Raw genomic sequence first — 22,375 nt, forward strand, 5'->3', positions numbered from 1 at the left:
ATTCCCGCCTTCGACTTTGGTCGAAACCGGCCGGCGGTCACCGGATCGTCACAACCAGCGCACGCGCTTGAACAGGCGATACAGGCCGATGCAGACCGCCGCCACGCCGATCATCAGCAGCGGATAGGAGAACCGGCCCGCCAGTTCGGGCATGTGCTCGAAGTTCATGCCGTACCAACTGGTGATCAGGGTGGGCGCGGCGAGCAGCGCCGCCCAGGCGCCCAGGCGCTTGACCGTCTCGCCCTGGGCCAGGGTTACCAGCGACAGGTTGACGCTCAACGCGGTGGTCAGCATCTCGCGCAGGGTGTCGGTGGATTCGTTGACCCGCAGCACGTGGTCGTGGACATCGCGGAAATACAGCCGTACCTCTTCCGGGATCAGCGCGCTTTGCGTGCGCGACAGTTGCGCCAGCACATCCTGCAGCGGCGCCACCGCCAGCCGCATCTTGGTCAACTCGCGCTTGAGTTCGTACAGCTTGACCACGGTCACCCGCCGGTAGGTGTCGGCGAAGATGTCCTTCTCCAGCGTGTCCAGGGTCTGGCGGAACTCGTCGACGATCGGACGGTAGTTGTCGACGATGAAGTCGAGCACCGCGTACAACCCGTACGAAGGACCCAGTCCCAGCAGGTCCGGTTCGCGCTGCACGCGCTCGCGCACCGGCGCATACGACAGCGAGGCGCCATGGCGCACGGTGACCAGGTAGCGCGGCCCGAGGAAGGCGTGGGTTTCGCCGTAGCGAATCCGGTCGTCCACCACCTGCGCGGTCTGCATGACGATGAACAGGGAATTGCCATAGGCTTCCAGCTTGGGCCGCTGGTGCGCGTTCTGCGCATCCTCGACCGCCAGGTCGTGCAGGCAGAATTCCTCCTGCAGCTTCTCCAGCACCGAATCGGCCGGTTCGTACAGGCCTACCCAGATGAACGTGCCGTCGTCCACCGCCAGCACATCGCTGATTTCATCCAGGCCGATGTCCCGGCGCTTGCCGTGCTGGTCATAGACCACGCAGTTGATGACGCAGGAGGGCAGGGCGTTCTGGACGGGGTTCAGCGAAGGCGATTGGTTCATGTGCCGGATCGTGCGCCAGTTGACCTTGAGCGGCAAGCGGGCCGGGCACGCCGTGTAGGAGCGACGTGAGTCGCGACCGCCATCCCACCGTACAGGGGTTCACGGCCGCGCTGGCAACGTCTGGCGGTGGGAACCGCGGGTCGCGACTCACGTCGCTCCTACAGGGAGGCTGGCTTTACCGGGCCACGAAGCGGATCGCCTGGCCGCCGCCGGGTGCCAGTTTCAGTTCCAGTGTGTCGGTCGAGCCGATCTCGCGCTCCTCGATGACGATGTCCTCGCGCCGGTCCTTCCAGCCGGCCTTCGGGCCATCCCGGTAGATCTGCGCGGTGTAGCGGCGGCCGGGATCCAGGAACGACAGCGGCGCCTTCAGCGTGCGCGGCTCCTCGTCGGTGATGGCGCCCAGGTACCAGTTGTCGCCCCCGCGTTCCCTGCGCACGAGGGTCACGTAGTCGCCGACTTCGCCATTGAGCACGCGGGTCTCTTCCCAATCGACCGGCACGTCCTTGATGAACTGGAATGGGCCTGGATTGGCCTCGTAGTTTTCCAGCAGATCCGCGGCCATCTGGATCGGGCTGTAGATGACCACGTAGAGGGCGAGTTGCTTGGCCCAGGTGGTTGCCACGCCGTCCGGCGCGCGGGTCTTCATGCCGAAGACGCCGGGGGTGAAATCCATCGGCCCGGCCAGCAGGCGGGTGAACACCAGCATGGCTTCATGCTCGGGCGGATTGCCGGGGTTGCCCCAGGCGTTGTACTCCATGCCGCGCGCGCCCTCGCGCGAGATCCAGTTGGGATAGGTGCGGCGCAGGCCGGTGTCCTTGATCGGCTCGTGGGCGTTGATCGCGATGTGGCGCCTGGCCGCCTCGGTCACCACCTTCAGGTGATGGCGGGCCAGGTCCTGGCCTTCATGCCAGGCGTAGTGGACCTTGCCATCGGCACCGATCACCTTGGCCTGACCGGCGTCGGACACGTAGCCGGTCTTGACCGCCGGAACGCCGACCCGCTGGTACAGATCGAACGCGGCGCCCATCTGCGATTCGTAGTGGGCGGCGTTGGCGGAGGTCTCGTGATGGCCGATCAGTACGACACCCTTTGATTTCGCGTAGGCGCCCAGCTTCTCCAGATCGAAGTCGGGATACGAGCGGGTGAAGCTGAAATCCTCGCCGTTGCCGAACCAGTCGCCGTCCCAGCCGACGTTCCACCCCTCGACCAGCACGCCGCCGAAGCCGTGCTTCGCGGCGAAGTCGATGTGCTTCATCACGTTCTCGTTGGTCGCGCCGTGGCGCGGGCCGGAGGCCCAGGTCTTGGTGTCCAAGTGCATTTCCCACCACACGCCGACGTACTTCATCGGCCTGACCCACGACACGTCGCCCAGCACGTTCGGTTCGTTGAGGTTGAGGATAAGGCTGGAGGTCACCAGTCCACCCGCGTCATCGGCGATCTGCACGGTGCGCCAGGGCGTGTTGAACGGTGCCTCGCGCGTGACCTTGGCGCCGTCGATGCCGGGTGTCAGCGATGCCTTCAATCGCCGGCCTTCGACGCGGATGAGGTTCATGCCGGAATAGTCGACCAGCGCGGCTTCATGAATCGACAGATGGGTGCCGTCGGCCAGCCGGAAGGTAATCGGCGTCTGCGCGTCGCCGACGGCTTCCACCGGCGTGCGGTGGTACAGGTACTCCTCGCGGTTCCATTCGCCGGCCGGAATCCACCACGCGGTGGCATCGCCGGCGAGGGTGAACTCGGTGAGCTCCTCGCGGATCCTCACCGTCGACAAGCCCTCCTGGCGCGGGAACTCGTAACGGAAGCCGAGGCCATCGTCGTACACGCGGAACACCAGATCCAGGTGCCGGCGGGGCTTGGCGTTCTCGGCCAGGGTCACCCGCAGTTCGTTGTAATGATTGCGGATGCGGCGGCGCTCGCCCCAGGGCTGTTCCCAGGTCTCGTCGAAGCTGCGCGTGCGCGGCGCGGTCACCGCGATGGCGCGATCCAGCTTGGGCGTGTCGACCAGCAGGAAGCCCAGCCGCGATGGCGCCAGCAGCGGCTTGCCGTCGCGTTGCACCGCATAGGTCGGGCGGCCATCGGGATCGGAATCCAGTTCCACCACGATGCGGCCATCGGGCGAGCTGACGCGTACCGGCGGCGCGGCCAGCGCGGTGAGCGGAAGCGACAGGACGGTCAGGGCGAACAGTCGAATCAGCATGCGGACCCTGCGGATGCGGCGGGAAAGGCCGCATCCTGCGTCAGCCGGCGTGAGGCGACCGTCTGAATACGTATGCGAGCGCGAGGTGGACGGGCAGCAGCAACGCAATCCACGGCTGGTTGAACTGGTAGCCGAACGCGAAAGGCAGCCACTGCACGAACCACGCGAACAGCGCGCACAACGCGACCATCAGCAGGGTGGAACGGAACAGCCGGCCCGGATTGCGGCGGCGCAGCACGGCGATTGCGCCGGGCAGCAGCAACAGGCACAGCGGATTGAGCAGCAGCAGGTTGTGGTTGCGCCAGGCGGCCCAGTGCTCGCTGAAACCCCACAGGTACACCAGCAGGCCACCGGCGATCATGCACAGCAGCCAGAACGGCAGCGCGGCCGCGGCCACCGCGCGCGGATGCCGGCGACCTGCCAGGACCAGCAAGGCCGCGAGGGCCAGGCCGGCGATCAGCCATGGCCACCAGCGCCGCGGAGCCTCGGCCGGTTCCGGCGCGATCCGGTGCGGCAGCAGTTCTTCCTCGGCCTGTACCAGCGGACGGCCGGCGGCGTTCTTCGCCTCGCGCAGGCTGTCGGCCAGGCGCATCGGAATGAAGGCTTCCTCCCAGCGCGACATCGGCTGGTCCGCCGAAGGCCCCAGGCCCAGATCGAAGCCCAGCCACATCCAGGTCGCCGGCGAGGCCAGCCGCACGCTTTCGCTGCGGTAGGTATTGCCGCGCGAGCGGCCGGCCAGCTGCGGCTTCAGGGCGCCGCCCATCGCCGCGTCCAGCGCGTCGCGCACCTGGGTGGAGCAGTTGGCGGTGAAATAGTCGTAGCGGTAGCGCGCGTTCTCCGGCCGTGCCCGTACGGCCAGCGCCGCGGCCAGTGCCTGCGCCTGTTCCGGCGGCAGGTCCAGCCATTGCAGGCGCACCCCGCGGCCGCTGTCGCGGTACTGGGCCAGATCCTCGCCCAGCGGCAGATCGACCAGGTAGTACTGCATCACCCCGCGCGCGAAGTTGCCGACGAAGTCGGATTCGCCCGGATCGAAATAGCCGAAGTTGTAGGAAGTGGCCGCGCCGGTGGCGGGATCCACCACCACGATGGCGTTGTGGCCGAAGCGTTCGAAGAACACCTCGCCCGGCTGCATGGTCGCCACGCCGATGCGCGGCGCGGCGAAGGCCGACGCCGCCAGCAGCCAGAGCGCGGCGACGAGGATCAGGCGGCGCAGCATGTCAGGCGTCGGCCAGGATGCCGACATGGAACGCATGCACGCGGCGCGCATCGGCCTTGGCGACACGGAAGGCGAAACGGCCCAGTGTGAGTTCCTCGCCGGTTTCCGGCAGGTGACCGATGGCGGCGGTGACCAGGCCGCCGATGGTGTCGTATTCGTCATCCAGGAAATCCGCGCCGAAGCGTTCGTTGAAATCGGCGATGGGCGTCAGCGCATCCACCACGTACTGCCCGTCGGCCTGCACCGCGATCAGCGAGGCGCCGTCCTCGGCTTCGTCGTGCTCGTCGTCGATCTCGCCGACGATCTGCTCCAGCACGTCCTCGATGGTGACCACGCCGGCGACGCCGCCGTACTCGTCCACCACGATCGCCATGTGGTTGCGCGACAGCCGGAATTCCTTGAGCAGCAGGTTGAGCTTCTTGGACTCGGGGATCAGCACCGCCGGGCGCAGCAGTTCGCGGATGCTGCCCGGGCCGTTGTCGGCGACCACGCCGCGCAGCAGATCCTTGGCCAGCAGGATGCCGAGGATCTCGTCCTTGTTGTCGCCGTGCACCGGGAAGCGCGAATGGCCGGATTCGACCACCAGCTTCATCAGGTCCAGGAAGCGGCCGTCCACCGGCAGCGAGATCATCTGTGCGCGCGGCACCATCACGTCGCCCACGGTCAGCTCGGCGACCGTCAGCGCGCCTTCCATCATCCGCAGGGTGTCGCCGCCGATCAGGCCGTCGCTCTGCGCATCGCGCAGGATCGCGACCAGGTCTTCGCGGGAGGTGGGTTCGCCGGAAAACGCCGAACTCAGGCGTTCCAGCCAGCTGCGCCGTTTTTCGTGGTGCTCCGGCGCGGGGGTACTGTCGTCTTCTGACATCTCTCGGAAAGGGGCGCCCGCGGTGCGGGCGACGGGGCAGAGTCTAGCAGGCGCGGCGGACGCTCAGCCGGCGGCGGGCGCCTCGGCCGGCTCTTCCTCAAGCGGATCAATGCTGTAGGTGCAGCCGACCAGGGTCTTGCCGGGGTGGGAGGTGACGTTGGAGACGTTGAGTACCGCCGAGCGGACCAGGGCCGCGCCGGTGGCCGGATCGCGGACCTCCTCGCTGACCAGTTCCTTGCCGAACATGGCCTTGTCGGGTGTATCGACCGCCGTTTCCAGTTCCAGTTGCCGGGCCAGCGGGCGCGGGTCCGGCAGGTCCAGCACCGCCATCACGCTGGAACCGGCGAAGGCGATGCGACGGGTGGGATGGCCGAACACCGTCAGCGGCGCGGCCAGTTCGTATTCGCTGAGGAACATGTTGGCCTGGGGCAGCGGCCGCCAGCCCAGCGCGACCGCCTTCAGCGGATCCTGCTGCGCGACCGCCAGCGCCATGAATTCCTCCGGCTGGCCCTGGCAGGCGATCAGCCGGGCAAGGTCGACCTTGGCGGGATCCGGCCCCGCCGCCTGTTCCGATGCCTGCGCAGGCGCGCCGCCGGCCGCGGCCAGCAGCAGGAGGGCGAGAGCGGAACGGGCAGGACGCATGTGACGGATCCGGAACATCGGGAAAGCGCGAAGCGTAGCGGCTGCGCGCGGCCGGGACTACTGCTCGGCGTAGGGATCGTCGATGCCCAGTTCGGCCAGGATCTCGCGTTCCAACTGCTCCATGCACTCGGCTTCCTTGTCGTCCTCGTGATCCCAGCCCAGCAGGTGCAGGGTGCCATGCACGGTGAGATGGGCGTAGTGGGCGGCGAGGGGTTTCTTCTGCTCGCGCGCCTCGCGCGCCACCACTGGCGCACAGATCACCAAGTCGCCCAGCAAGGGCATCTTCACGCCCTTGGGCAGCTTGACGCCCTCGGCGACGTCGGCCGGGAAACTCAGCACGTTGGTGGCGTAGTCGCGGCCACGGTAGTGCCGGTTGAGCGCGCGGCCTTCCTTGCTGTCGACGATGCGGATGGCCAGGTCGGCCTCGCGGATGCGCCCGTGCAGCGCCGCCGCCACCCACTTGCGGAAGCTGACCGCCGCGGGCAGGCCCGCGCGCGGCAGCGCGTAGCTGACCGAAACCTCCAGCCGTGTCGGACCCTGCGTCATGCTGGACCTGTCTCCGAATCCTTGCCCTCGCGCGCATCGTAAGCCTGGACGATGCGCGCGACCAGCGGATGCCGGACCACGTCGCGGCTGCTGAAGAAGGTGAAGGAGATGCCGTCCACGTTGCGCAGCACGTCCAGCGCGTCCTTCAGGCCGGACTTCTGGTGGCGGGGCAGGTCGATCTGGGTCAGGTCGCCGGTGACCACGGCGGTGCTGCCGTAGCCGATACGGGTCAGGAACATTTTCATCTGCTCGATGCTGGTGTTCTGCGCCTCGTCGAGGATGACAAACGCGTCGTTAAGCGTCCGTCCGCGCATGTAGGCCAGCGGCGCGATCTCGATCACGTTCTTCTCGAGCAGCTTGACCACCTTTTCCACCCCGAGCATCTCGTACAGGGCGTCGTACAGCGGGCGCAGGTAGGGATCGACCTTCTGGGTGAGATCGCCGGGCAGGAAGCCCAGCTTCTCGCCGGCTTCCACCGCCGGGCGCACCAGGATCAGCCGCTGCACCCGCGATTCGTTCAGCGCCTCGACCGCGCTGGCCACGGCCAGGAAGGTCTTGCCGGTACCGGCTGGGCCGATGCCGAAGTTGATGTCGTGGGTGGCGATGGCGTGCAGGTAGTTGGCCTGGTTGGCACCGCGTCCGCGGACGGTGCCGCGCTTGACCTTGATCGCCACTTCCTGCGGTTCGAAGCCACCAGCGGCGACGTGGTCGACGTTGGCGTCGTTGAGGCGCAGGTGGATGGCCTCGCTGTCGAAGGTCTCGCTGGCGGTCTCCGCATAGAGGGAGCGCAGCAGTTTCTCGGCAGCGGCGACCGCCTTTTCCGGGCCGGTGACCCGGAAGATCGCGCCGCGGTTGGCGATCTCCACGCCAAGGCGCAGTTCGATCTGGCGCAGGTGGGCATCGAACGGGCCGGCCAGGTTGGCCAGGCGTTCGGCGGTTTCGGGTTCCAGGGTGAATTCGCGTTTGCTGGGTGCAGTCATGGGTAGCGGAGGAAATGGCCTTGCCGCGGCGGACGGACCGAAGGCGGCCGGCGGTGCCGGACGGGCAGGGCGGAATTGGAAATGGGGAACGGCCGCTTCGATGTGGAGCGGGCACGGCGGATTTGCAAGCGGCAGATCAGCGGAAGTGCGGGATCACGGCGGCGTTCCTCGACCGAGGTGTCTGGAGCGAAAGGTTAAACCGGCGCCCCCCTCCGCGCCACATGGAAGGCCGGACGGCGACCGTCCGTCGGCCCGGCCTTGCATTAATTAAACGATGAATTAAATAATGCGCGCATGCCGAAATCACCCACTCCCTCCCGTTCCCGCACGCCTGCCGCCGAAAGCGCGCGCGGCGCCGCCGGACGCCGCAAGCGCGCCCCCGGCCGGCCCGGTGCCGATCAGGCCGATCAACGCGAACGCCTGCTCGACGCCGCGCTGGCCTGCTTCGTCCGGCAGGGCATCGCCGCGACCTCGCTGCGCGACATCGCCGGCGAGGCGGGGGTGACCCCGGCGCTGGTGCATTACTACTTCGGCGACAAGCCGCAGTTGCAGCAGGCGGTGGTGGCCGAGCGGCTGTTGCCGGTGGTGGCGCAACTGCGCGAGCCGGTCAGCCAGGCGGGTGACGACGTGGCCGCCCTGATCGCCGCGTTCGTGCAAGGCGTTGGCGGGCTGGTCGCGCGCCATCCCTGGTTGCCCACGTTGTGGGTGCGCGAAGTGTTGTGCGAGGGCGGCGCGCTGCGCGACCTGCTGATCGAACAGGTGGGGCCGATGCTGCCGCGGATGATGTCAGGGCGCTTCGCCGAAGCGCAGCGGCAGGGGCGGTTGAACGCCGAGCTCGATCCCCGCCTGCTGATGGTCTCGCTGGTCGGCCTGACCTTCTTCCCGCTGGCCAGCGCGCCGATCTGGCGCGCGCTGTTCGGTGCCGGCGATGTCGATTTCGATGACCTGCGCCGGCACACGCTGGTGCTGCTGGATCGTGGACTGGAGCTTGATGATGCGAAGTGAGCGCAACCTGATCGCCGCCTGCGCGCTGCTGGCGCTGGCGGCCTGCAAGCCGGCCACGCCGCAGGCGCTGGGAACGCTGGAATGGGACCGGGTGACCCTGCCCGCGCCGGTGGCCGAGAGAATCGTGCGCATCGACGTGCGCGAAGGCCAGCAGGTCGCGGCCGGCGCGCCCCTGCTGCAGCTCGAACTGACCCGCACGCAGTCGCAACTGGAAGCGGCGCGCGCGCAGGCCAGGCAGAGTCGCGACGTGCTGTCGGAGCTGCAGGCGGGACCACGGGTCGAAGCCATCGCGCAGGCGCGCGCCGCGCTGGCCGCCGCGCAGGCGCAGGCCAGTGACACCCGCGCCTACTTCAACCGGCTGCAACCGCTGGGCAGGCAGCAACTGGTCGCGGCTTCCGAAGTGGATCGCGCCCGCGCCGCCGCCGACAACGCCGCCGCGCAGGTGCGTTCGGCGCAGGCGGCATTGCTGGAACTGGAGCGCGGCACCCGCCGCGAGCAGGTCGCGCAGGGCGAAGCGGCGCTTGCCGCCGCCGAGGCGCAGGCGGCGGTGCAGGCCGTCACCCTGGACAAGCTCAACGTGGTGGCGCCGCGCGCCGGGCGCGTGGACAGCTTGCCGTATCGCCTGGGCGATCAGGCGCCGATCGGCGCGCCACTGGCGGTGATGCTGGTCGGCGAGGCGCCGTATGCGCGCATCTACGTGCCGGAACCGCTGCGCGCGCGGGTCAAGGTCGGCGACGCGGTGCGCGTGCACGTGGACGGCCGCGAACAGGTGTATGCCGGCAAGGTCAGGATGATTCGCAGCGAGCCGGTGTTCACCCCGTACTACGCGCTGACCGGCAAGGACGCCGCGCGTCTGAGTTACCTGGCGGAAGTCAGCCTGGGCAAGGACGCGGCGGAACTGCCGGCGGGTTTCCCGGTGCGCGTGGAGTTCGGCGATGGCCACGGCAAGTGACGCCGACGGCCTGGCGATCCAGGCGCGCGGGCTGACCAAGCGCTTCGGCCCACTGGTCGCGGTGAACGCGGTGGACCTGAGCGTGCCGCGACGCCACGTGTATGGATTCCTCGGGCCCAACGGTTCCGGCAAATCGACCACCATCCGCATGCTGTGCGGCCTGCTGACGCCCAGCGCGGGCGACATCGAGGTGCTGGGCCTGCGGATTCCCGAACAGGCCGAGCAACTGCGCACCCGCATCGGCTACATGACCCAGAAGTTCTCGCTGTTCGAGGACCTGAGCGTGCGCGAGAACCTGGAATTCCTCGCCGCCGTGCAGAACCTGTCGAAAGCCGAGGCACGCAAGCGCATCGACGAACTGGTCGAGCAATACCACTTCCAGGATCGGCAGAAGCAACTGGCCGGCACCATGAGTGGCGGCCAGAAGCAGCGCCTGGCGCTGGCCGGCGCGGTGATCCACCAGCCGGAACTGCTGTTCCTGGACGAGCCCACCAGCGCGGTGGATCCGGAATCGCGCCGCGATTTCTGGGAGAAGCTGTTCGAACTGGCCGACGCCGGCACCACGATCCTCGTGTCCACCCACTACATGGACGAGGCCGAGCGCTGCCACCGCATCGCCATCCTCGATCGCGGCGTGCTGGTGGCCGATGGCACCCCGGCGGACCTGACCGGCGAACTGGCCGGACGCACGCTGGCGGTGGACGCGGAACAGCCGCGCCAGGCGCAGAAGGTCCTGCTGGGCCTGCCCGGCGTGATCAGCGTGGCCCAGATCGGCAATACCCTGCGCGTGCTGATGGCGGGCAATGGTGATGCCGCCGGGCGGGTCGCCGCGGGACTGCGCCAGGCGGGCATGGCGGCGGAAGTCACGCCTTCGCAGGCCAACCTGGAAGACGTGTTCGTCGCCGCGACCCGCGGCCGCCCCGATCAGGACGGGCAGGAGCGTGCGGCATGATCTGGCGCAGGCTGTCGGCGGTGATGCTGAAGGAAGTGCGGCAGATGCGCCGCGATCGGATCACCCTGGCGATGATTGTCGCCATCCCGGTCATGCAGTTGCTGCTGTTCGGCTACGCCATCAACACCAACCTGCGCGACCTGAAGGCGGGCGTGGCCGACCAGGCGAACACCACGGCCTCGCGCGCGATGGTCATGGATATCGTCGCAACCACGGTGATCAAGCCGACCCTGGCCGCAAGCACGCCGCAGGAACTGATGGAAGCCATCCGGCGCGGCGAGATCAGCCTGGGCATCGTGGTGCCGCCGGATTTCGAGCGCCGTCGCGCCGAGGGCCGCGAACAGGTGCAGATCCTGGTCGACGGCAGCGACAACGCGGTGCAGAGCGCGGCCGCCCAGTTGGCCCAGATGCCCGCCGATACCGCGGTCCGCGCGGTGGTTCCGGTCGAGCGCCCGATCAGCGTGGTGGCGTTCTACAACCCGGAACGACGCTCCGCGGTGAATATCGTGCCGGGCCTGATCGGCGTGATCCTGACCATGACCATGGTGCTGTTCACCGGAGTGGCCATCGTGCGCGAACGCGAACGCGGCAACATGGAACTGTTGATCGCCACGCCGGTGAGCAGCGCCGAGCTGATGATCGGCAAGGTGCTGCCCTACATCGCCATCGGCCTGATCCAGACCACGGTGGTGCTGGCGCTGGGCATGTGGCTGTTCGACGTGCCGCTCAACGGCAGCGTCTGGCACGTCTACGTGGCGGCGATCCTGCTGATCGCGGCCAACCTGACCCTGGGCCTGTTGATTTCGACCCGGGCGCAGTCGCAGTTCCAGGCGATGCAGATGACCTTCTTCGTGTTCCTGCCGTCGATCCTGCTGTCGGGCTTCATGTTCCCGTTCTCGGGCATGCCGCGGCCGGTGCAGTGGCTGGCGGAAGCACTGCCGCTGACCCATTTCCTGCGCCTGATCCGCGGCATCATGCTGCGTGGCGCCAGCCTGTGGGAGCTGTGGCCCGACGTGCTGGCCCTGCTGGCCTTCACCACGGTGATGATGTCCGCCGCCATCCTGCGCTTCCGCAAGCGGCTGGATTGAAGACGTGGCCCCTTGTAGGAGCGACGTAAGNTGTTTCCGGTCGCGACTTACGTCGCTCCTACAGGGGGAGTGGCATCAAGCCGCGTTCTCGTCCACCGTGGCCACCCGGCCGCGCAGCGAATTGGTCAGCGCCTCGGTGATCACCACGTCGACGAACTGGCCGATCATCCGCGCGTGGCCCGGGAAGTTCACCGAGCGCATGTTCTCGGTCTTGCCGGTCAGTTCGTTCGGATTCTTGCGCGAGGGACCTTCCACCAGCACCGACTGCACGCTGCCGACCATCCGTTGCGAGATGCCGGCGGCGTAGGCGTTGATATGCGCCTGCAACTGCTCCAGGCGGGCGTGCTTGGTCGACTCGGCGGTGTCGTCTTCCAGATCCGCCGCGGGCGTGCCGGGCCGGCGCGAGTAGATGAAGGAGAACGACTGGTCGAAGCCGACGTCCTCGATCAACTTCATGGTCTTCTCGAAATCCGCATCGGTCTCGCCGGGAAAGCCGACGATGAAGTCAGAGGAGATCGAGATGTCCGGCCGCACCGCGCGCAACTTGCGGATCTTCTGCTTGAACTCCAGCGTGGTGTAGCCGCGCTTCATCGCCGCCAGGATGCGATCGCTGCCGGCCTGCACCGGCAGGTGCAGGTAGTTCGCCAGTTGCGGAACGTCGCGGTAGGCCTCCACCAGCGAATCGCTGAACTCCAGCGGGTGCGAGGTGGTGAAGCGGATCCGGCCGACGCCCTCGATCTCGGCGATGGCGCGGATCAGCAGGCCCAGGTCGGCCACTTCGCCGTCGCCGTAGGGGCCGCGGTAGGCGTTGACGTTCTGGCCCAGCAGGTTGATCTCGCGCACGCCCTGGGCGGCCAGTTGCGCCACTTCCACCAGCACGTCCTCGAACGGCCGGCTGACTTCCTCGCCGCGGGTGTAGGGCACCACGCAGAACGAGCAATACTTGGAGCAGCCTTCCATGATCGAGACGAACGCGCTCGGGCCTTCGGCGCGCGGCTCGGGCAGGCGATCGAACTTCTCGATTTCCGGAAAGCTGATGTCCACCTGCGGCCGGCCTGACTGGCGGCGCTCGCGGATCAGCTCGGGCAGGCGATGCAGGGTCTGCGGACCGAACACCAGATCCACGTAGGGCGCGCGCTTGACGATGGCTTCGCCCTCCTGCGAGGCCACACAGCCGCCGACGCCGATCAGGACCGGCTTGCCGTCCTTCTTCAGCGACTTCCAGCGGCCGAGCTGGCTGAACACCTTTTCCTGCGCCTTCTCGCGGATGGAACAGGTGTTGACCAGCACCACGTCGGCTTCTTCGGGATTGTCGGTCAGTTCCAGGCCTTCGGCGGCGGCCAGCACGTCGGCCATCTTCGCCGAGTCGTACTCGTTCATCTGGCAACCGTGAGTCTTGATGAACAGCTTGCCGCGGGCCGGCGCGACGGCCGGACGGGCGGGGGAGGCGACGGGCGGATCGCCCGTCAGGGCGGTATCGGGGGCTTGCGTCCCGGTCATGGCGCTTATTCCAGTCGGGTGGGCGGGCGGAAACCGCATAGTTTACGCGGGGCGGTCCGGTTCGGCGCCGATTCGGCGTTGAAGGTGAGGAACACGCCCGTCGGGGCGGACGCACGGGCGGGATGCGGAGCGGATATCCGGATCCCGGACCCACTGCACAGATTCGAGGATTCCTTTCTTGGACAAGGACTTGGCAATCACTCCCGGATCCGGGACACTGCCCCGCATGAGGGGGACGCTACTGCCATTGGGGATGCTGGCCGCGCTTGCCTGCGCGGTGCCGGCCGCGAGTGCCGGCACGCTGTACAAGTGCACCGGCGCCGATGGTGTTCCCGCCTATGTCAGCAAGCGCGTCAGCGGTGCCCGCTGCGAGGTGATCAGCCAGTACACGCCCGAGCGTGGCGGCCGCCGGGTTTCGTCCGTGTCCCGCCCGGCCGATGCTTCCACCCTGTCCGCGCCGGCGGCCCCGCCGACCCGGCCCGGAACCGCGATGGGCGGCACGACCAGCGCGGCCGCTCCGGTCACGACCGCGGCATCGGCGGCGCCGACGGCGATCACCCCGGCACCGCTGCAGGCCGCCAATCCCGCGGGCGGAACCCGCCGGGTGGTCAGCGGACAGGTCTACTCCTACATCAAGGATGGCGTGCGCCATTACACCAGTGCCCGTCCGCGCGGCGGTGCCGGTGCGGTCGCCAGCCTGCGCACCATCAAGTACAGCTTCATCGAAACCTGCTTCGCCTGCGGCAACCCGGGACTCAACTTCGGGACCCTGCGCCTGAACACCGCGGCCTACCAGGCCGAGATCGCCGCGGCGTCCCGCGAATTCGGGGTCGACGAGGCGGTGATCCGCGCGATCATGCACGCCGAATCCTCGTACAACCCGATGGCTCTTTCCCACGCCGGAGCCCAGGGCCTGATGCAGCTGATGCCGGCCACCGCGCGCCGGTTCGGTGTCAGCGACGCCTTCAACGCCGGCCAGAACATCCGCGGCGGCGTGCAGTACCTGTCCTGGTTGCTCAAGCGCTTCAACGGCGACCTGCGCCTGGCCGCGGCCGGCTACAACGCCGGCGAGGGCGCGGTGGACCGCCACGGCGGGGTGCCGCCATACCGGGAAACCCAGCGCTACGTCGAGCGGGTGGCGGTCCTGGCGGATCGCTATCGCGGCAACATCGCTGCCGCGCGTTGACGCGGAATCCCGCCGCGCAGCGGGTTCGGACCGTCGCAAACCCTTGATCCACGGCAAAACGTTGTCGGTCGGTTAAGGCTTCCGCTACACTTTGCTGTCTTTGCGGCCCGCCCCGAGCTTCGGGCGCGGGTGCTGGCAGCCTTTTAGCTACCTGATTGTTTTGCGGAGTGCCGGAATGGCCAACGATGGGGTCAATGGGCCTGTGAATACAGGCCGACGCCGGTTTCTGACTGCGACCACGGCTGTGGTTGGTGCGGTCGGAGCCGGTTTCGCAGCAGTACCGTTTATCAAGTCGTGGAACCCGAGTGCGAGGGCCAAGCTGGCCGGCGCCCCGGTGACCGCCGACCTCACCGGCCTGCAGGAAGGGCAACGCCTGATCCTGGAATGGCGCGGCCAGCCGATCTGGATCGTCAAGCGCTCCAAGGCGATCCTGGACGCGCTGCCGACCTTGGACAGCCGCCTGCGGGATCCGGAGTCCAAGAACACGGACCAGCAGCCGGCCTACATCAAGGGCGAGACCCGCTCCCTGAAGCCGGAAATCTCCGTGCTGGTCGGCCTGTGCACCCACCTGGGCTGCTCGCCGGAAATGGTCGCGGAAATCCGTCCCGAGCCGTACGACCCGGACTGGAAGGGCGGCTACTTCTGCCCCTGCCACAAGTCGCGTTTCGACATGGCCGGCCGCGTGTTCCAGGGCGTTCCCGCCCCGACCAATCTGGTGGTGCCGCCGCACTACTACGAGAACGACACGACGATCGTGATCGGCGTCGATCCGAAGGGAGCTGCGTAAGCCATGTCGAACATCATTACCCGTACCGCCGATGGCGTGATGGATTGGTTCACTGCGCGTGCGCCGAGTTTCATGCCGTTCTACCGGAAGCACATGTCGGAGTACTACGCTCCGAAGAACTTCAACATCTGGTACATCTTCGGCGTCCTGTCCTCGATCGTGCTGGTCAACCAGATCCTGACCGGCATCTTCCTGACGATGCACTTCAAGCCGAGCGCCGCGGAAGCGTTCGCCTCGGTCGAGTACATCATGCGCGACGTGGAGTGGGGCTGGCTGATCCGGTACATGCACAGCACCGGCGCCTCGCTGTTCTTCATCGTCGTCTACCTGCACATGTTCCGCGGGTTGATGTACGGCAGCTACCAGAAGCCGCGCGAACTGGTGTGGATCCTGGGCATGCTGATCTACCTGGTGCTGATGGCCGAAGCCTTCATGGGCTACGTGTTGCCGTGGGGCCAGATGTCGTTCTGGGGCGCCAAGGTGATCATCTCGCTGTTCGGTGCCATCCCGGTGATCGGCAACGGCCTGACCGAGTGGATCATGGGCGACTACCTGCCCGGCGACGCCACCCTCAACCGCTTCTTCGCCCTGCACGTCATCGCGCTGCCGCTGGTACTGTTGCTGCTGGTGGTGCTGCACATCTTCGCCCTGCACGAAGTCGGCTCCAACAACCCCGACGGCGTGGAAATCAAGAAGGGCCCGAAGGGCAACCGCTGGTCGCCGACCGCGCCGGCCGACGGCATTCCGTTCCACCCGTACTACACGGTTGGCAAGGACCTGTTCTACGTGTGCATGCTGGTGATGGTCGCCGCGTTCATCATCTTCTTCGCGCCGGCCTTCGGTGGCTGGTTCCTGGAACATGACAACTTCACCGAGGCCAACCGCCTGGTGACGCCGGAACACATCAAGCCGGTGTGGTACTACACCCCGTACTACGCGATGCTGCGCGTGGTCCCGCACAAGCTGAGCGGCGTGCTGGTGATGTTCGGCGCCATCGCGATCCTGTTCCTGGTGCCGTGGCTGGACCGCGCCAAGGTCAAGTCCTACCGCTATCGCGGCAAGCTGTCGTGGGCCCTGCTGCTGGCCTTCGCCGTCAGCTTCCTGTGGCTGGGCAAGATCGGCGCCGGCCCGGGTACCGACATGGTCGAGACCTATATCGGCCGCGTGCTGACCGTTTACTACTTCCTTTTCTTCCTGACCATGCCGCTGTGGACCAAGTTCGACAAGACCAAGCCGGTGCCGGAACGGGTGACGACGCATGACTAAGACCTTGACTTCCCGGCTAGCCGTATTCGCCAGCGGGTTGCTGATCTCGTTCTCCGCGCTGGCCGCCGAGGGCGGCGACAAGCTCCAGGCCGGCAACGACCTGAGCGACCGCGCCTCGCTGCAGCGTGGCGCCCAGTTGTACATGAACTACTGCTCGGGCTGCCATTCGCTCAAGTACCTGCGCTACTCGCGCATGGCCGAGGATCTGGGCCTGACCGAAGAAGAGGTGATGAACAACCTCAACTTCACCGGCGCCAAGTTCGGCGAGCAGATCCAGGTGTCGATGCCGCACGACCCGGCAGGCAAGTGGTTCGGCAAGATGCCGCCGGATCTGAGCACCATCGCGCGTGTCCGCGGCAGCGACTGGATCTACACCTACCTCAAGTCGTTCTACCTGGACGAGTCGCGTCCGCTGGGTTGGAACAACAAGCTGTTCCCGAATGCCTCGATGCCGAACCCGTTCTGGGAACTGCAGGGCCTGCAGCACGCCGAATACGGCAAGCCCGACGCGGCCACCGGCGAACGCCACGTCGAATCGCTGAAGCTGACCCAGCCGGGTCGCCTGAGCACGCAGGAATTCGATCAGGTCGCGCGCGACGTGACCAACTTCCTCGAGTACGCCGGCGAGCCGGCGGCCCTCAAGCGCCAGAGCCTGGGCGTGTGGGTCGTGCTGTTCCTGGCGGCGCTGTCGTTCCTGGCCTATCTGCTCAAGCAGGAGTACTGGAAGGACGTGCACTGACACGTCCGGCGCTCCCTGGTGCCGTCCGGCCGCATACGCCGGGCGGCGGGGCAATGCCCGGTGGCATGGTAGCCGCTTGGCATTTTCCTGAAGGGATTGCACACTCGGGGACCGTGGCGACCGCCGGCAAGGGGCTGGCGGCGTCGGTGCGATCGGCGGATTCCGATCGTCGGAGAGCCTGATGGCTGCGAGTCCACGTATGCGCAATACACTGACTTTGTTTTCCTCCATCGATGACGTGCTGTGCCATCGGGTACGGCTGGTGCTGGCCGCCAAGGGCGTCAGCTACGACTTCGTGCCGGTGGATCCGCAGAACCCGCCCGAAGATCTCATCGATCTGAATCCCTACCATTCCGTGCCCACGCTGGTGGAACGGGATCTGGTGCTGTACGCCGCCTCGGTGGTCAGCGAATACCTGGACGAACGCTATCCGCATCCTCCGCTGATGCCGGTGGATCCGCTTTCGCGCGCGCGCTTGCGCCTGGCGATGCTGCGCATCGAGCACGACTGGGTGCCGCAGGTGCAGGCCATCCAGCTGGGCAACAAGCAGCAGGCCGAGGCCGGCCGCAAGCGCCTGAAGGAACTGCTGACCGCGTCGGTGCCGCTGTTCAAGGCGAGCAAGTTCTTCCTCAACCCCGAAATGAGCCTGGCCGATTGCGCCATGGCGCCGATCATCTGGCGGCTGCCGTCGCTGGACATCCCGCTGCCCAAGGATGGCAAGGCCATCGAGGACTACGGCAACCGCATCTTCCGCAACCCCGGCTTCATCCGCAGTCTCACCGATGCGGAGAAGAAGCTGCGCGACATCCCGAACTGAATCCGGGACGACGCGAGTGAAGTCGCTGCCGCGGCGCTGGCATGGAACCGCGGGACGGTCGTGACTTATCCTAGGTCGGTGGCGCATGCCGCCGGCTCCGACGTCCGTGCAGCGGACGACTTCACCAGGCAGTACCGATGAATGATGAAACCCCCCGCATGACCAGCCACCGCCCGTACCTGTTGCGGGCACTGGTGGAGTGGATCGCCGACAACGGCATGACCCCGCACCTGCTGGTCGACGCGACCCAGGCGGGCGTGCAGGTGCCGGCCAGCGCGGTGAAGGAAGGCAAGGTGGTGCTCAACATCGCCGAGCGCGCGGTCGTGCAGCTGCACATCGACAATCATTCGGTCAGCTTCACGGCGCGTTTCGGTGGCGTGAGTTTCCCGGTGATGGTGCCGATTTCCGCCGTGCTGGCGATCTATGCGCGCGAGACCGGACAGGGCATGGCCCTGCCCGACGATGGTCATTCGCCCGGACCGGACGATGACGGTGGCGATGACGGTGCCGGTCCCGACAGCCCGGGCGACGACGACACCCCCGCGCCGCCGAAGCGTCCGCACCTGCGGGTGGTCAAGTAGGCCAAGGCCACCACGCGGTAACGACTGTAGGAGCGACGTGNNNCACGTCGCTCCTACAGGAAGGGAGCCCGACCGGGACTCAGTGCTCGAACGGCACCACGCTGGGCCGCGCCGGGCCGACGAACGAGACCAGCGTTTCGCCGCGCAGCACCAGCCGGCCGGTATGCCGGTCCATGCCGTCGTAGGAGTACTCGAAGCGGAACGTGCGTTCCCAGCCCAGCCGGCCGTCCTCGTTGCGCCGCAGGCGCAGGCCGGCGGCGTGCACGGTCTGGTCCAGCCAGATGACGCCCGCGGCGGAACAGGCATTGCGGCCGAGCGCTTCGGCGCGCTCGGCGGCCGCGCGCGCGGCGTTCCAGTACGCGAAGGCGGCGGCGCCGGCGATCATCAGCAGGATCAGGCTGGGCATGGGATGGCGGAACCGGGCGGGGACTAGCCGCGCTCGCCCGGCGGCGGACCGAGCTTGAGTGACAGGTCGATGGCGTGGACGTGCTTGGTCAGCCCGCCGATGGAAATGCAGTCGACGCCATCCTCGGCGATGCCGCGCAGCGTGCCCATGTCCACGCCGCCGGAAACCTCCAGCGGAACGCGGCCGGCGGCGATGCGTACCGCTTCCCGTCGCGTCGGCGCGTCGAAATCGTCGATCAGGATGCGATCGCAACCTTCGCGCAGCGCTTCTTCCAGTTGCGCCAGCGTTTCCACTTCCACGATCAACGGCAGGCCGGGCCGGGCTTCCCGCGCCGCGCGGATGGCGCCGCCGAGCGAGCCGTAGGCACGGATGTGGTTCTCCTTCAGCATCACCGCGTCGTACAGGCCGATCCGGTGATTGTGTCCGCCCCCGCAGCGCACCGCGTACTTCTGCGCCAGGCGCAGGCCGGGCAGGGTCTTGCGGGTATCGAGGATCTTCGCGCGGGTTCCCGCCACCGCCTCGACATGGCGCGCGGTCGCGGTGGCGGTGCCGGACAGGGTCTGCAGGAAGTTCAGCGAGGTCCGCTCCGCGGTGACGAGCGCACGCGAATGACCCTGCAGGGTGGCGAGCACGGTGCCGGCGGTGATGCGATCGCCTTCGGCCACGCGCCAATCGATCCGCACCTGCGGGTCGAGCATCCGATGGGTCGCGTCGAACCACGGGCGTCCGGCGATGACGCCATCCTCCTTGCACAGCAGGTAGGCGCTGTCGGGACGGTCGGGCAGCAGCGCGGCGGTGACGTCGCCGTCGCCGATGTCCTCGGCCAATGCGCGGCGCACGTCGCCTTCGACGATCTCGGAGGGAGGCGGCTGCAACCCGCTCATCGCGCGGGGAAATCTGCCAACTGCGAAGTGGCGATGGCCTCCTCGGCCAGCAATACCGGAATGCCGTCGTCGACCCGGTAGAGCGTCCGTCGATCCTGGGTGACCAGCGCTTCGCGCAGCGCCTCGGCTTGGGGCGAACCGTCCGCGCGGGTCACCCCGCCCGCCGCGATCGCGCGGTTGGCCGCGTCCAGCCCACGGCCGTCGAGCAGCGACAGGGACTGGCGGGTGGTGGGGCAGCAGAGGATGTCCAGCAGTTTGCGGTCCATGGGTCCAACGTCGTTCGGCAAGGAGGGTAGAATACGTCTTTGCGACAGAGGACGGCCATGACCGCCACCGTTGACAGCCCCGTCGTGGGCATCGTGATGGGTTCCCGTTCGGATTGGGAAACCATGCAGAACGCCGCCCAGAAGCTCGACGCGCTGGGCGTGCCCTACGAGGTGAAGGTGGTGTCCGCGCACCGGACCCCGGACGTGCTGTTCTCCTATGCCGAGACCGCCGGTCCGCGCGGCCTGCGCGCGATCATCGCCGGAGCCGGCGGCGCCGCCCACCTGCCGGGCATGCTGGCATCCAAGACGGCGGTGCCGGTGCTCGGCGTGCCGGTGCAGTCCAAGGCGCTGAACGGCATGGATTCATTGCTGTCGATCGTGCAGATGCCGGCCGGCATCCCGGTCGCCACGTTCGCGATCGGCAATGCCGGCGCCGCCAACGCGGCGCTGTTCGCCGCGGCCCTGCTGTCTCCCGAATACCCCGCGATCGGCGCCGCGCTGGCGACGTTTCGCGCGCGCCAGACCGACGACGTGATGGCGCACGACGATCCGCGCCTGCCGGCATGACCACGGTCGGCATCCTCGGCGGCGGGCAACTGGCCCGCATGCTCGCCCTTTCCGGCGCTCCCCTGGGCCTGCGTTTCCTGGTGATGGACACCGAGGCCGACGCCTGCGCCGGCCAGTTCGCGCCGCTGCTGGTGGGCGACTACCGCGACGAGGCCGCACTGGCCGAGTTCGCCGGCAAGGTCGATGTCACCACCTTCGATTTCGAGAACGTGCCGGCCGAAAGTGCCGAATGGCTGTCCGCGCGGGTGCCGGTGTTCCCCAACCCGCGCGCGCTGGCGACCGCGCAGGATCGCCTGGCGGAGAAGACGCTGTTTCGCGAACTGGATATCCCGGTACCCGATTTCGCGCCGGTATCCAACCGCGCGGAACTGGACGCGGCGCTGGCCAGCGTCGGCGTGCCGTGCATCCTCAAGACCCGCCGCCTGGGTTACGACGGCAAGGGCCAGTTCCGCATCCGTGCACTGGCCGATGCCGACGCGGCATGGGACGCGCTGGGCGCGCAGGCGGCCAAGGTCGGCCTGATCGTGGAGGCCTTCGTGCCGTTCGAGCGCGAGCTTTCCGTGGTCGCCGTGCGGGGGCGCGACGGCGAGTTCCGCACCTGGCCGCTGACCGAGAACTGGCACGTCGACGGCGTGCTGTCGGCGAGCCTGGCGCCGGCGCGGGCCGATGACGCGGTCGCCAGGACCGCGATCGATTACGCGCGCCGCCTGGCCGAGCGCACCGACTACGTGGGCGTGTTCGCGCTGGAGCTGTTCTACCGCGACGGCCAACTGCTCGCCAACGAGATGGCGCCGCGCGTGCACAACTCCGGGCACTGGACCATCGAGGGCGCGGAAACCTCGCAGTTCCAGAACCACCTGCGCGCGGTGCTCGGCCTGCCGCTGGGCGATACGCGCGTGCTCGGGCATGCGTGCATGCTCAACTGGATCGGCCAGATGCCGGATGCGCTGGCACTGCTGGGCGAAGCGGGCGGACATTGGCACGATTACGGCAAGCTGCCGCGCGCGGGTCGCAAGGTCGGGCACGCCACCGTGCGCGCCGACGACGTGGCGGAACTGGCGCAGGCACTGGAACGCGCCGGCCGCGCGCTGGGCCGCGAGGCGCAGGTGGCGCCGGTCATCGAACGCCTGCGCGGCTGAGCGCGGGCGGGTTGCGTGAAAAGCAGAAGGCCGGGGCATGCCCCGGCCTTCCCTGGTTTGCGGCGTTGAAACTCTGGACTCAGCGCAGGTTGCCGGCCACGAAGTCCCAGTTCACCAGCGCCCAGAACGATTCCACGTACTTCGGACGCGCGTTGCGGTAGTCGATGTAGTAGGCGTGTTCCCACACGTCGATGGTCAGCAGCGGCTTGTCCTCGCCGGTCAGCGGTGTGGCGGCGTTGGAGGTGCTGGCCAGCGCCAGCGAACCGTCCGGACGCTGTACCAGCCAGCCCCAGCCGGAACCGAAGGTGCCGATGGCGGTCTTGGTGAACTCTTCCTTGAACTTGGCGAAATCGCCGAACGCCTTGTTGATCAGCTCGGCCAGCTTGCCGGTCGGCTCGCCGCCGCCATTGGGCTTCAGGCAGTTCCAGTAGAAGGTGTGGTTCCAGATCTGGGCCGCGTTGTTGAACATGCCGCCCTGGGACTTGCGCACGATCTCTTCCAGCGAAAGATCGGCGAACTCGGTGCCTTCGATCAGCTTGTTGAGGTTGTCCACATAGGTCTTGTGATGCTTGCCGTAGTGGTAGTCGATGGTTTCGCCGGAAATGTGCGGCTCGAGCGCCGTACGGTCGTAGGGCAGGGGGGGCAGTTCGATGGCCATGGCTGGGATCCTTGCGCTAGGCGGTGGAAGGGGGGCGTCGGCAGGGCGGCGCACGGGGGCTTACAATGGCG

24 protein-coding genes are annotated in these 22,375 nt (G+C 67.7%); 12 read left to right on the forward strand and 12 right to left on the reverse strand.

Translation table 11 applies throughout. The annotated features are described in order from the left end of the window. Nucleotides 1-48: 48 nt before the first annotated feature. The 7 genes from ACTJI2_RS02735 to ACTJI2_RS02765 form a co-directional block, all read right to left on the reverse strand. Nucleotides 49-1,065: a magnesium and cobalt transport protein CorA gene (locus tag ACTJI2_RS02735; RefSeq protein WP_183643549.1), complete on the reverse strand. Its 1,017-nt coding sequence runs from the start codon at nucleotides 1,063-1,065 to the stop codon at nucleotides 49-51. Between the two features lie 175 nt (nucleotides 1,066-1,240). Next, entirely contained in the window at nucleotides 1,241-3,262 is a 2,022-nt protein-coding gene (locus ACTJI2_RS02740) for a glycoside hydrolase family 97 protein (RefSeq protein ID WP_440841007.1), read from the reverse strand. 40 nt (nucleotides 3,263-3,302) lie between these two features. Beyond that, nucleotides 3,303-4,478, reverse strand: coding sequence for a lipoprotein N-acyltransferase Lnb domain-containing protein (locus ACTJI2_RS02745; RefSeq protein WP_440841219.1), 1,176 nt, complete (start codon nucleotides 4,476-4,478; stop codon nucleotides 3,303-3,305). Between the two features lies 1 nt (nucleotide 4,479). Continuing rightward, on the reverse strand, nucleotides 4,480-5,343 hold the full coding sequence (locus ACTJI2_RS02750; protein ID WP_183643540.1) for an HlyC/CorC family transporter: 864 nt from the start codon (nucleotides 5,341-5,343) through the stop codon (nucleotides 4,480-4,482). Between the two features lie 63 nt (nucleotides 5,344-5,406). Continuing rightward, nucleotides 5,407-5,985, reverse strand: a complete 579-nt coding sequence (locus tag ACTJI2_RS02755) for a hypothetical protein (protein WP_440841008.1) — start codon at nucleotides 5,983-5,985, stop codon at nucleotides 5,407-5,409. A gap of 57 nt (nucleotides 5,986-6,042) precedes the next feature. Continuing rightward, nucleotides 6,043-6,531 carry an rRNA maturation RNase YbeY gene (gene ybeY, locus ACTJI2_RS02760; RefSeq protein WP_183643534.1) on the reverse strand — a complete coding sequence of 163 codons (489 nt, stop codon included), beginning with the start codon at nucleotides 6,529-6,531 and terminating at the stop codon, nucleotides 6,043-6,045. Next, nucleotides 6,528-7,511: a PhoH family protein gene (locus ACTJI2_RS02765; RefSeq protein ID WP_440841010.1), complete on the reverse strand. Its 984-nt coding sequence runs from the start codon at nucleotides 7,509-7,511 to the stop codon at nucleotides 6,528-6,530. Before ACTJI2_RS02765 ends, ybeY begins: the two co-directional genes overlap by 4 nt. Before the next feature lie 294 nt (nucleotides 7,512-7,805). On the opposite strand from ACTJI2_RS02765, the gene ACTJI2_RS02770 reads away from it, so the two are divergent. Genes ACTJI2_RS02770 through ACTJI2_RS02785 form a run of 4 tightly spaced genes read left to right on the forward strand, consistent with a single transcriptional unit; the run spans nucleotide 7,806 to nucleotide 11,508 of the window. Next, entirely contained in the window at nucleotides 7,806-8,516 is a 711-nt protein-coding gene (locus tag ACTJI2_RS02770; protein WP_440841011.1) for a TetR/AcrR family transcriptional regulator, read from the forward strand. Further along, entirely contained in the window at nucleotides 8,506-9,468 is a 963-nt protein-coding gene (locus ACTJI2_RS02775) for an HlyD family secretion protein (RefSeq protein ID WP_183644789.1), read from the forward strand. The genes ACTJI2_RS02770 and ACTJI2_RS02775 overlap by 11 nt, the downstream gene beginning before the upstream one ends. 16 nt (nucleotides 9,469-9,484) lie before the next feature. Next, entirely contained in the window at nucleotides 9,485-10,420 is a 936-nt protein-coding gene (locus ACTJI2_RS02780; RefSeq protein WP_440841220.1) for an ABC transporter ATP-binding protein, read from the forward strand. Next, nucleotides 10,417-11,508 carry an ABC transporter permease gene (locus tag ACTJI2_RS02785; protein ID WP_440841012.1) on the forward strand — a complete coding sequence of 364 codons (1,092 nt, stop codon included), beginning with the start codon at nucleotides 10,417-10,419 and terminating at the stop codon, nucleotides 11,506-11,508. Before ACTJI2_RS02780 ends, ACTJI2_RS02785 begins: the two co-directional genes overlap by 4 nt. Nucleotides 11,509-11,583: 75 nt before the next feature. On the opposite strand, the gene miaB is transcribed toward ACTJI2_RS02785, so the two are convergent. Continuing rightward, nucleotides 11,584-13,008: a tRNA (N6-isopentenyl adenosine(37)-C2)-methylthiotransferase MiaB gene (gene miaB, locus ACTJI2_RS02790; protein ID WP_440841013.1), complete on the reverse strand. Its 1,425-nt coding sequence runs from the start codon at nucleotides 13,006-13,008 to the stop codon at nucleotides 11,584-11,586. Between the two features lie 226 nt (nucleotides 13,009-13,234). Between miaB and ACTJI2_RS02795 the strand changes: the two genes are divergently transcribed. The 6 genes from ACTJI2_RS02795 (at nucleotide 13,235) to ACTJI2_RS02820 (ending at nucleotide 18,384) form a co-directional block, all read left to right on the forward strand. Beyond that, on the forward strand, nucleotides 13,235-14,194 hold the full coding sequence (locus ACTJI2_RS02795; RefSeq protein WP_440841014.1) for a lytic transglycosylase domain-containing protein: 960 nt from the start codon (nucleotides 13,235-13,237) through the stop codon (nucleotides 14,192-14,194). A 175-nt stretch (nucleotides 14,195-14,369) separates the two neighbouring features. Next, nucleotides 14,370-14,981 carry a ubiquinol-cytochrome c reductase iron-sulfur subunit gene (petA, locus tag ACTJI2_RS02800; protein WP_141453682.1) on the forward strand — a complete coding sequence of 204 codons (612 nt, stop codon included), beginning with the start codon at nucleotides 14,370-14,372 and terminating at the stop codon, nucleotides 14,979-14,981. A gap of 3 nt (nucleotides 14,982-14,984) precedes the next feature. After that, nucleotides 14,985-16,247, forward strand: coding sequence for a cytochrome b (locus ACTJI2_RS02805; protein WP_440841015.1), 1,263 nt, complete (start codon nucleotides 14,985-14,987; stop codon nucleotides 16,245-16,247). Then, on the forward strand, nucleotides 16,240-16,986 hold the full coding sequence (locus tag ACTJI2_RS02810; RefSeq protein WP_440841016.1) for a cytochrome c1: 747 nt from the start codon (nucleotides 16,240-16,242) through the stop codon (nucleotides 16,984-16,986). The genes ACTJI2_RS02805 and ACTJI2_RS02810 overlap by 8 nt, the downstream gene beginning before the upstream one ends. Nucleotides 16,987-17,167: 181 nt before the next feature. Beyond that, nucleotides 17,168-17,803, forward strand: coding sequence for a glutathione S-transferase N-terminal domain-containing protein (locus ACTJI2_RS02815; RefSeq protein ID WP_141453679.1), 636 nt, complete (start codon nucleotides 17,168-17,170; stop codon nucleotides 17,801-17,803). Between the two features lie 137 nt (nucleotides 17,804-17,940). Then, nucleotides 17,941-18,384 (forward strand): ClpXP protease specificity-enhancing factor, encoded by a 444-nt coding sequence (locus tag ACTJI2_RS02820; protein ID WP_183643511.1) that lies wholly within the window; start codon nucleotides 17,941-17,943, stop codon nucleotides 18,382-18,384. 79 nt (nucleotides 18,385-18,463) lie between these two features. Here the strand turns inward: ACTJI2_RS02820 and ACTJI2_RS02825 are convergent, their stop codons facing one another. From ACTJI2_RS02825 to ACTJI2_RS02835, 3 genes are read right to left on the reverse strand one after another with little or no spacing between them, the layout of a single operon-like run. Further along, nucleotides 18,464-18,790 carry a DUF3301 domain-containing protein gene (locus ACTJI2_RS02825; protein ID WP_192197425.1) on the reverse strand — a complete coding sequence of 109 codons (327 nt, stop codon included), beginning with the start codon at nucleotides 18,788-18,790 and terminating at the stop codon, nucleotides 18,464-18,466. A gap of 23 nt (nucleotides 18,791-18,813) precedes the next feature. Next, nucleotides 18,814-19,674: a carboxylating nicotinate-nucleotide diphosphorylase gene (gene nadC / locus ACTJI2_RS02830; protein WP_440841018.1), complete on the reverse strand. Its 861-nt coding sequence runs from the start codon at nucleotides 19,672-19,674 to the stop codon at nucleotides 18,814-18,816. After that, complete coding sequence (locus tag ACTJI2_RS02835; protein ID WP_192197426.1) at nucleotides 19,671-19,940, reverse strand: Trm112 family protein; 270 nt, start codon at nucleotides 19,938-19,940, stop codon at nucleotides 19,671-19,673. The genes nadC and ACTJI2_RS02835 overlap by 4 nt, the downstream gene beginning before the upstream one ends. Nucleotides 19,941-19,997: 57 nt before the next feature. Here ACTJI2_RS02835 and purE point away from each other — a divergent pair, with 57 nt between their 5' ends. Next, nucleotides 19,998-20,507 carry a 5-(carboxyamino)imidazole ribonucleotide mutase gene (gene purE, locus ACTJI2_RS02840; RefSeq protein WP_183643499.1) on the forward strand — a complete coding sequence of 170 codons (510 nt, stop codon included), beginning with the start codon at nucleotides 19,998-20,000 and terminating at the stop codon, nucleotides 20,505-20,507. Then, nucleotides 20,504-21,646 (forward strand): 5-(carboxyamino)imidazole ribonucleotide synthase, encoded by a 1,143-nt coding sequence (locus ACTJI2_RS02845; RefSeq protein ID WP_318288692.1) that lies wholly within the window; start codon nucleotides 20,504-20,506, stop codon nucleotides 21,644-21,646. The genes purE and ACTJI2_RS02845 overlap by 4 nt, the downstream gene beginning before the upstream one ends. Before the next feature lie 79 nt (nucleotides 21,647-21,725). Here the strand turns inward: ACTJI2_RS02845 and sodB are convergent, their stop codons facing one another. After that, the gene (gene sodB, locus ACTJI2_RS02850) at nucleotides 21,726-22,304 is read right to left on the reverse strand and encodes a superoxide dismutase [Fe] (protein WP_141453672.1); all 579 of its coding nucleotides are present in this window, start codon (nucleotides 22,302-22,304) and stop codon (nucleotides 21,726-21,728) included. Nucleotides 22,305-22,375 lie beyond the last annotated feature (71 nt).

Source organism: Pseudoxanthomonas sp. 22568 (assembly GCF_052044485.1).
Lineage (GTDB): Bacteria > Pseudomonadota > Gammaproteobacteria > Xanthomonadales > Xanthomonadaceae > Pseudoxanthomonas_A > Pseudoxanthomonas_A beigongshangi.

Bases quoted from the DNA above. Each gene is read 5' to 3' on its own strand.
- ACTJI2_RS02735 (WP_183643549.1), bottom strand. From the start codon at position 1,065: ATGAACCAATCGCCTTCGCTGAACCCCGTCCAGAACGCCCTGCCCTCC.
- ACTJI2_RS02740 (WP_440841007.1), bottom strand. From the start codon at position 3,262: ATGCTGATTCGACTGTTCGCCCTGACCGTCCTGTCGCTTCCGCTCACC.
- ACTJI2_RS02745 (WP_440841219.1), bottom strand. From the start codon at position 4,478: ATGCTGCGCCGCCTGATCCTCGTCGCCGCGCTCTGGCTGCTGGCGGCG.
- ACTJI2_RS02750 (WP_183643540.1), bottom strand. From the start codon at position 5,343: ATGTCAGAAGACGACAGTACCCCCGCGCCGGAGCACCACGAAAAACGG.
- ACTJI2_RS02755 (WP_440841008.1), bottom strand. From the start codon at position 5,985: ATGCGTCCTGCCCGTTCCGCTCTCGCCCTCCTGCTGCTGGCCGCGGCC.
- ybeY (WP_183643534.1), bottom strand. From the start codon at position 6,531: ATGACGCAGGGTCCGACACGGCTGGAGGTTTCGGTCAGCTACGCGCTG.
- ACTJI2_RS02765 (WP_440841010.1), bottom strand. From the start codon at position 7,511: ATGACTGCACCCAGCAAACGCGAATTCACCCTGGAACCCGAAACCGCC.
- ACTJI2_RS02770 (WP_440841011.1), top strand. From the start codon at position 7,806: ATGCCGAAATCACCCACTCCCTCCCGTTCCCGCACGCCTGCCGCCGAA.
- ACTJI2_RS02775 (WP_183644789.1), top strand. From the start codon at position 8,506: ATGCGAAGTGAGCGCAACCTGATCGCCGCCTGCGCGCTGCTGGCGCTG.
- ACTJI2_RS02785 (WP_440841012.1), top strand. From the start codon at position 10,417: ATGATCTGGCGCAGGCTGTCGGCGGTGATGCTGAAGGAAGTGCGGCAG.
- miaB (WP_440841013.1), bottom strand. From the start codon at position 13,008: ATGACCGGGACGCAAGCCCCCGATACCGCCCTGACGGGCGATCCGCCC.
- ACTJI2_RS02795 (WP_440841014.1), top strand. From the start codon at position 13,235: ATGAGGGGGACGCTACTGCCATTGGGGATGCTGGCCGCGCTTGCCTGC.
- petA (WP_141453682.1), top strand. From the start codon at position 14,370: ATGGCCAACGATGGGGTCAATGGGCCTGTGAATACAGGCCGACGCCGG.
- ACTJI2_RS02805 (WP_440841015.1), top strand. From the start codon at position 14,985: ATGTCGAACATCATTACCCGTACCGCCGATGGCGTGATGGATTGGTTC.
- ACTJI2_RS02810 (WP_440841016.1), top strand. From the start codon at position 16,240: ATGACTAAGACCTTGACTTCCCGGCTAGCCGTATTCGCCAGCGGGTTG.
- ACTJI2_RS02815 (WP_141453679.1), top strand. From the start codon at position 17,168: ATGGCTGCGAGTCCACGTATGCGCAATACACTGACTTTGTTTTCCTCC.
- ACTJI2_RS02820 (WP_183643511.1), top strand. From the start codon at position 17,941: ATGAATGATGAAACCCCCCGCATGACCAGCCACCGCCCGTACCTGTTG.
- ACTJI2_RS02825 (WP_192197425.1), bottom strand. From the start codon at position 18,790: ATGCCCAGCCTGATCCTGCTGATGATCGCCGGCGCCGCCGCCTTCGCG.
- nadC (WP_440841018.1), bottom strand. From the start codon at position 19,674: ATGAGCGGGTTGCAGCCGCCTCCCTCCGAGATCGTCGAAGGCGACGTG.
- ACTJI2_RS02835 (WP_192197426.1), bottom strand. From the start codon at position 19,940: ATGGACCGCAAACTGCTGGACATCCTCTGCTGCCCCACCACCCGCCAG.
- purE (WP_183643499.1), top strand. From the start codon at position 19,998: ATGACCGCCACCGTTGACAGCCCCGTCGTGGGCATCGTGATGGGTTCC.
- ACTJI2_RS02845 (WP_318288692.1), top strand. From the start codon at position 20,504: ATGACCACGGTCGGCATCCTCGGCGGCGGGCAACTGGCCCGCATGCTC.
- sodB (WP_141453672.1), bottom strand. From the start codon at position 22,304: ATGGCCATCGAACTGCCCCCCCTGCCCTACGACCGTACGGCGCTCGAG.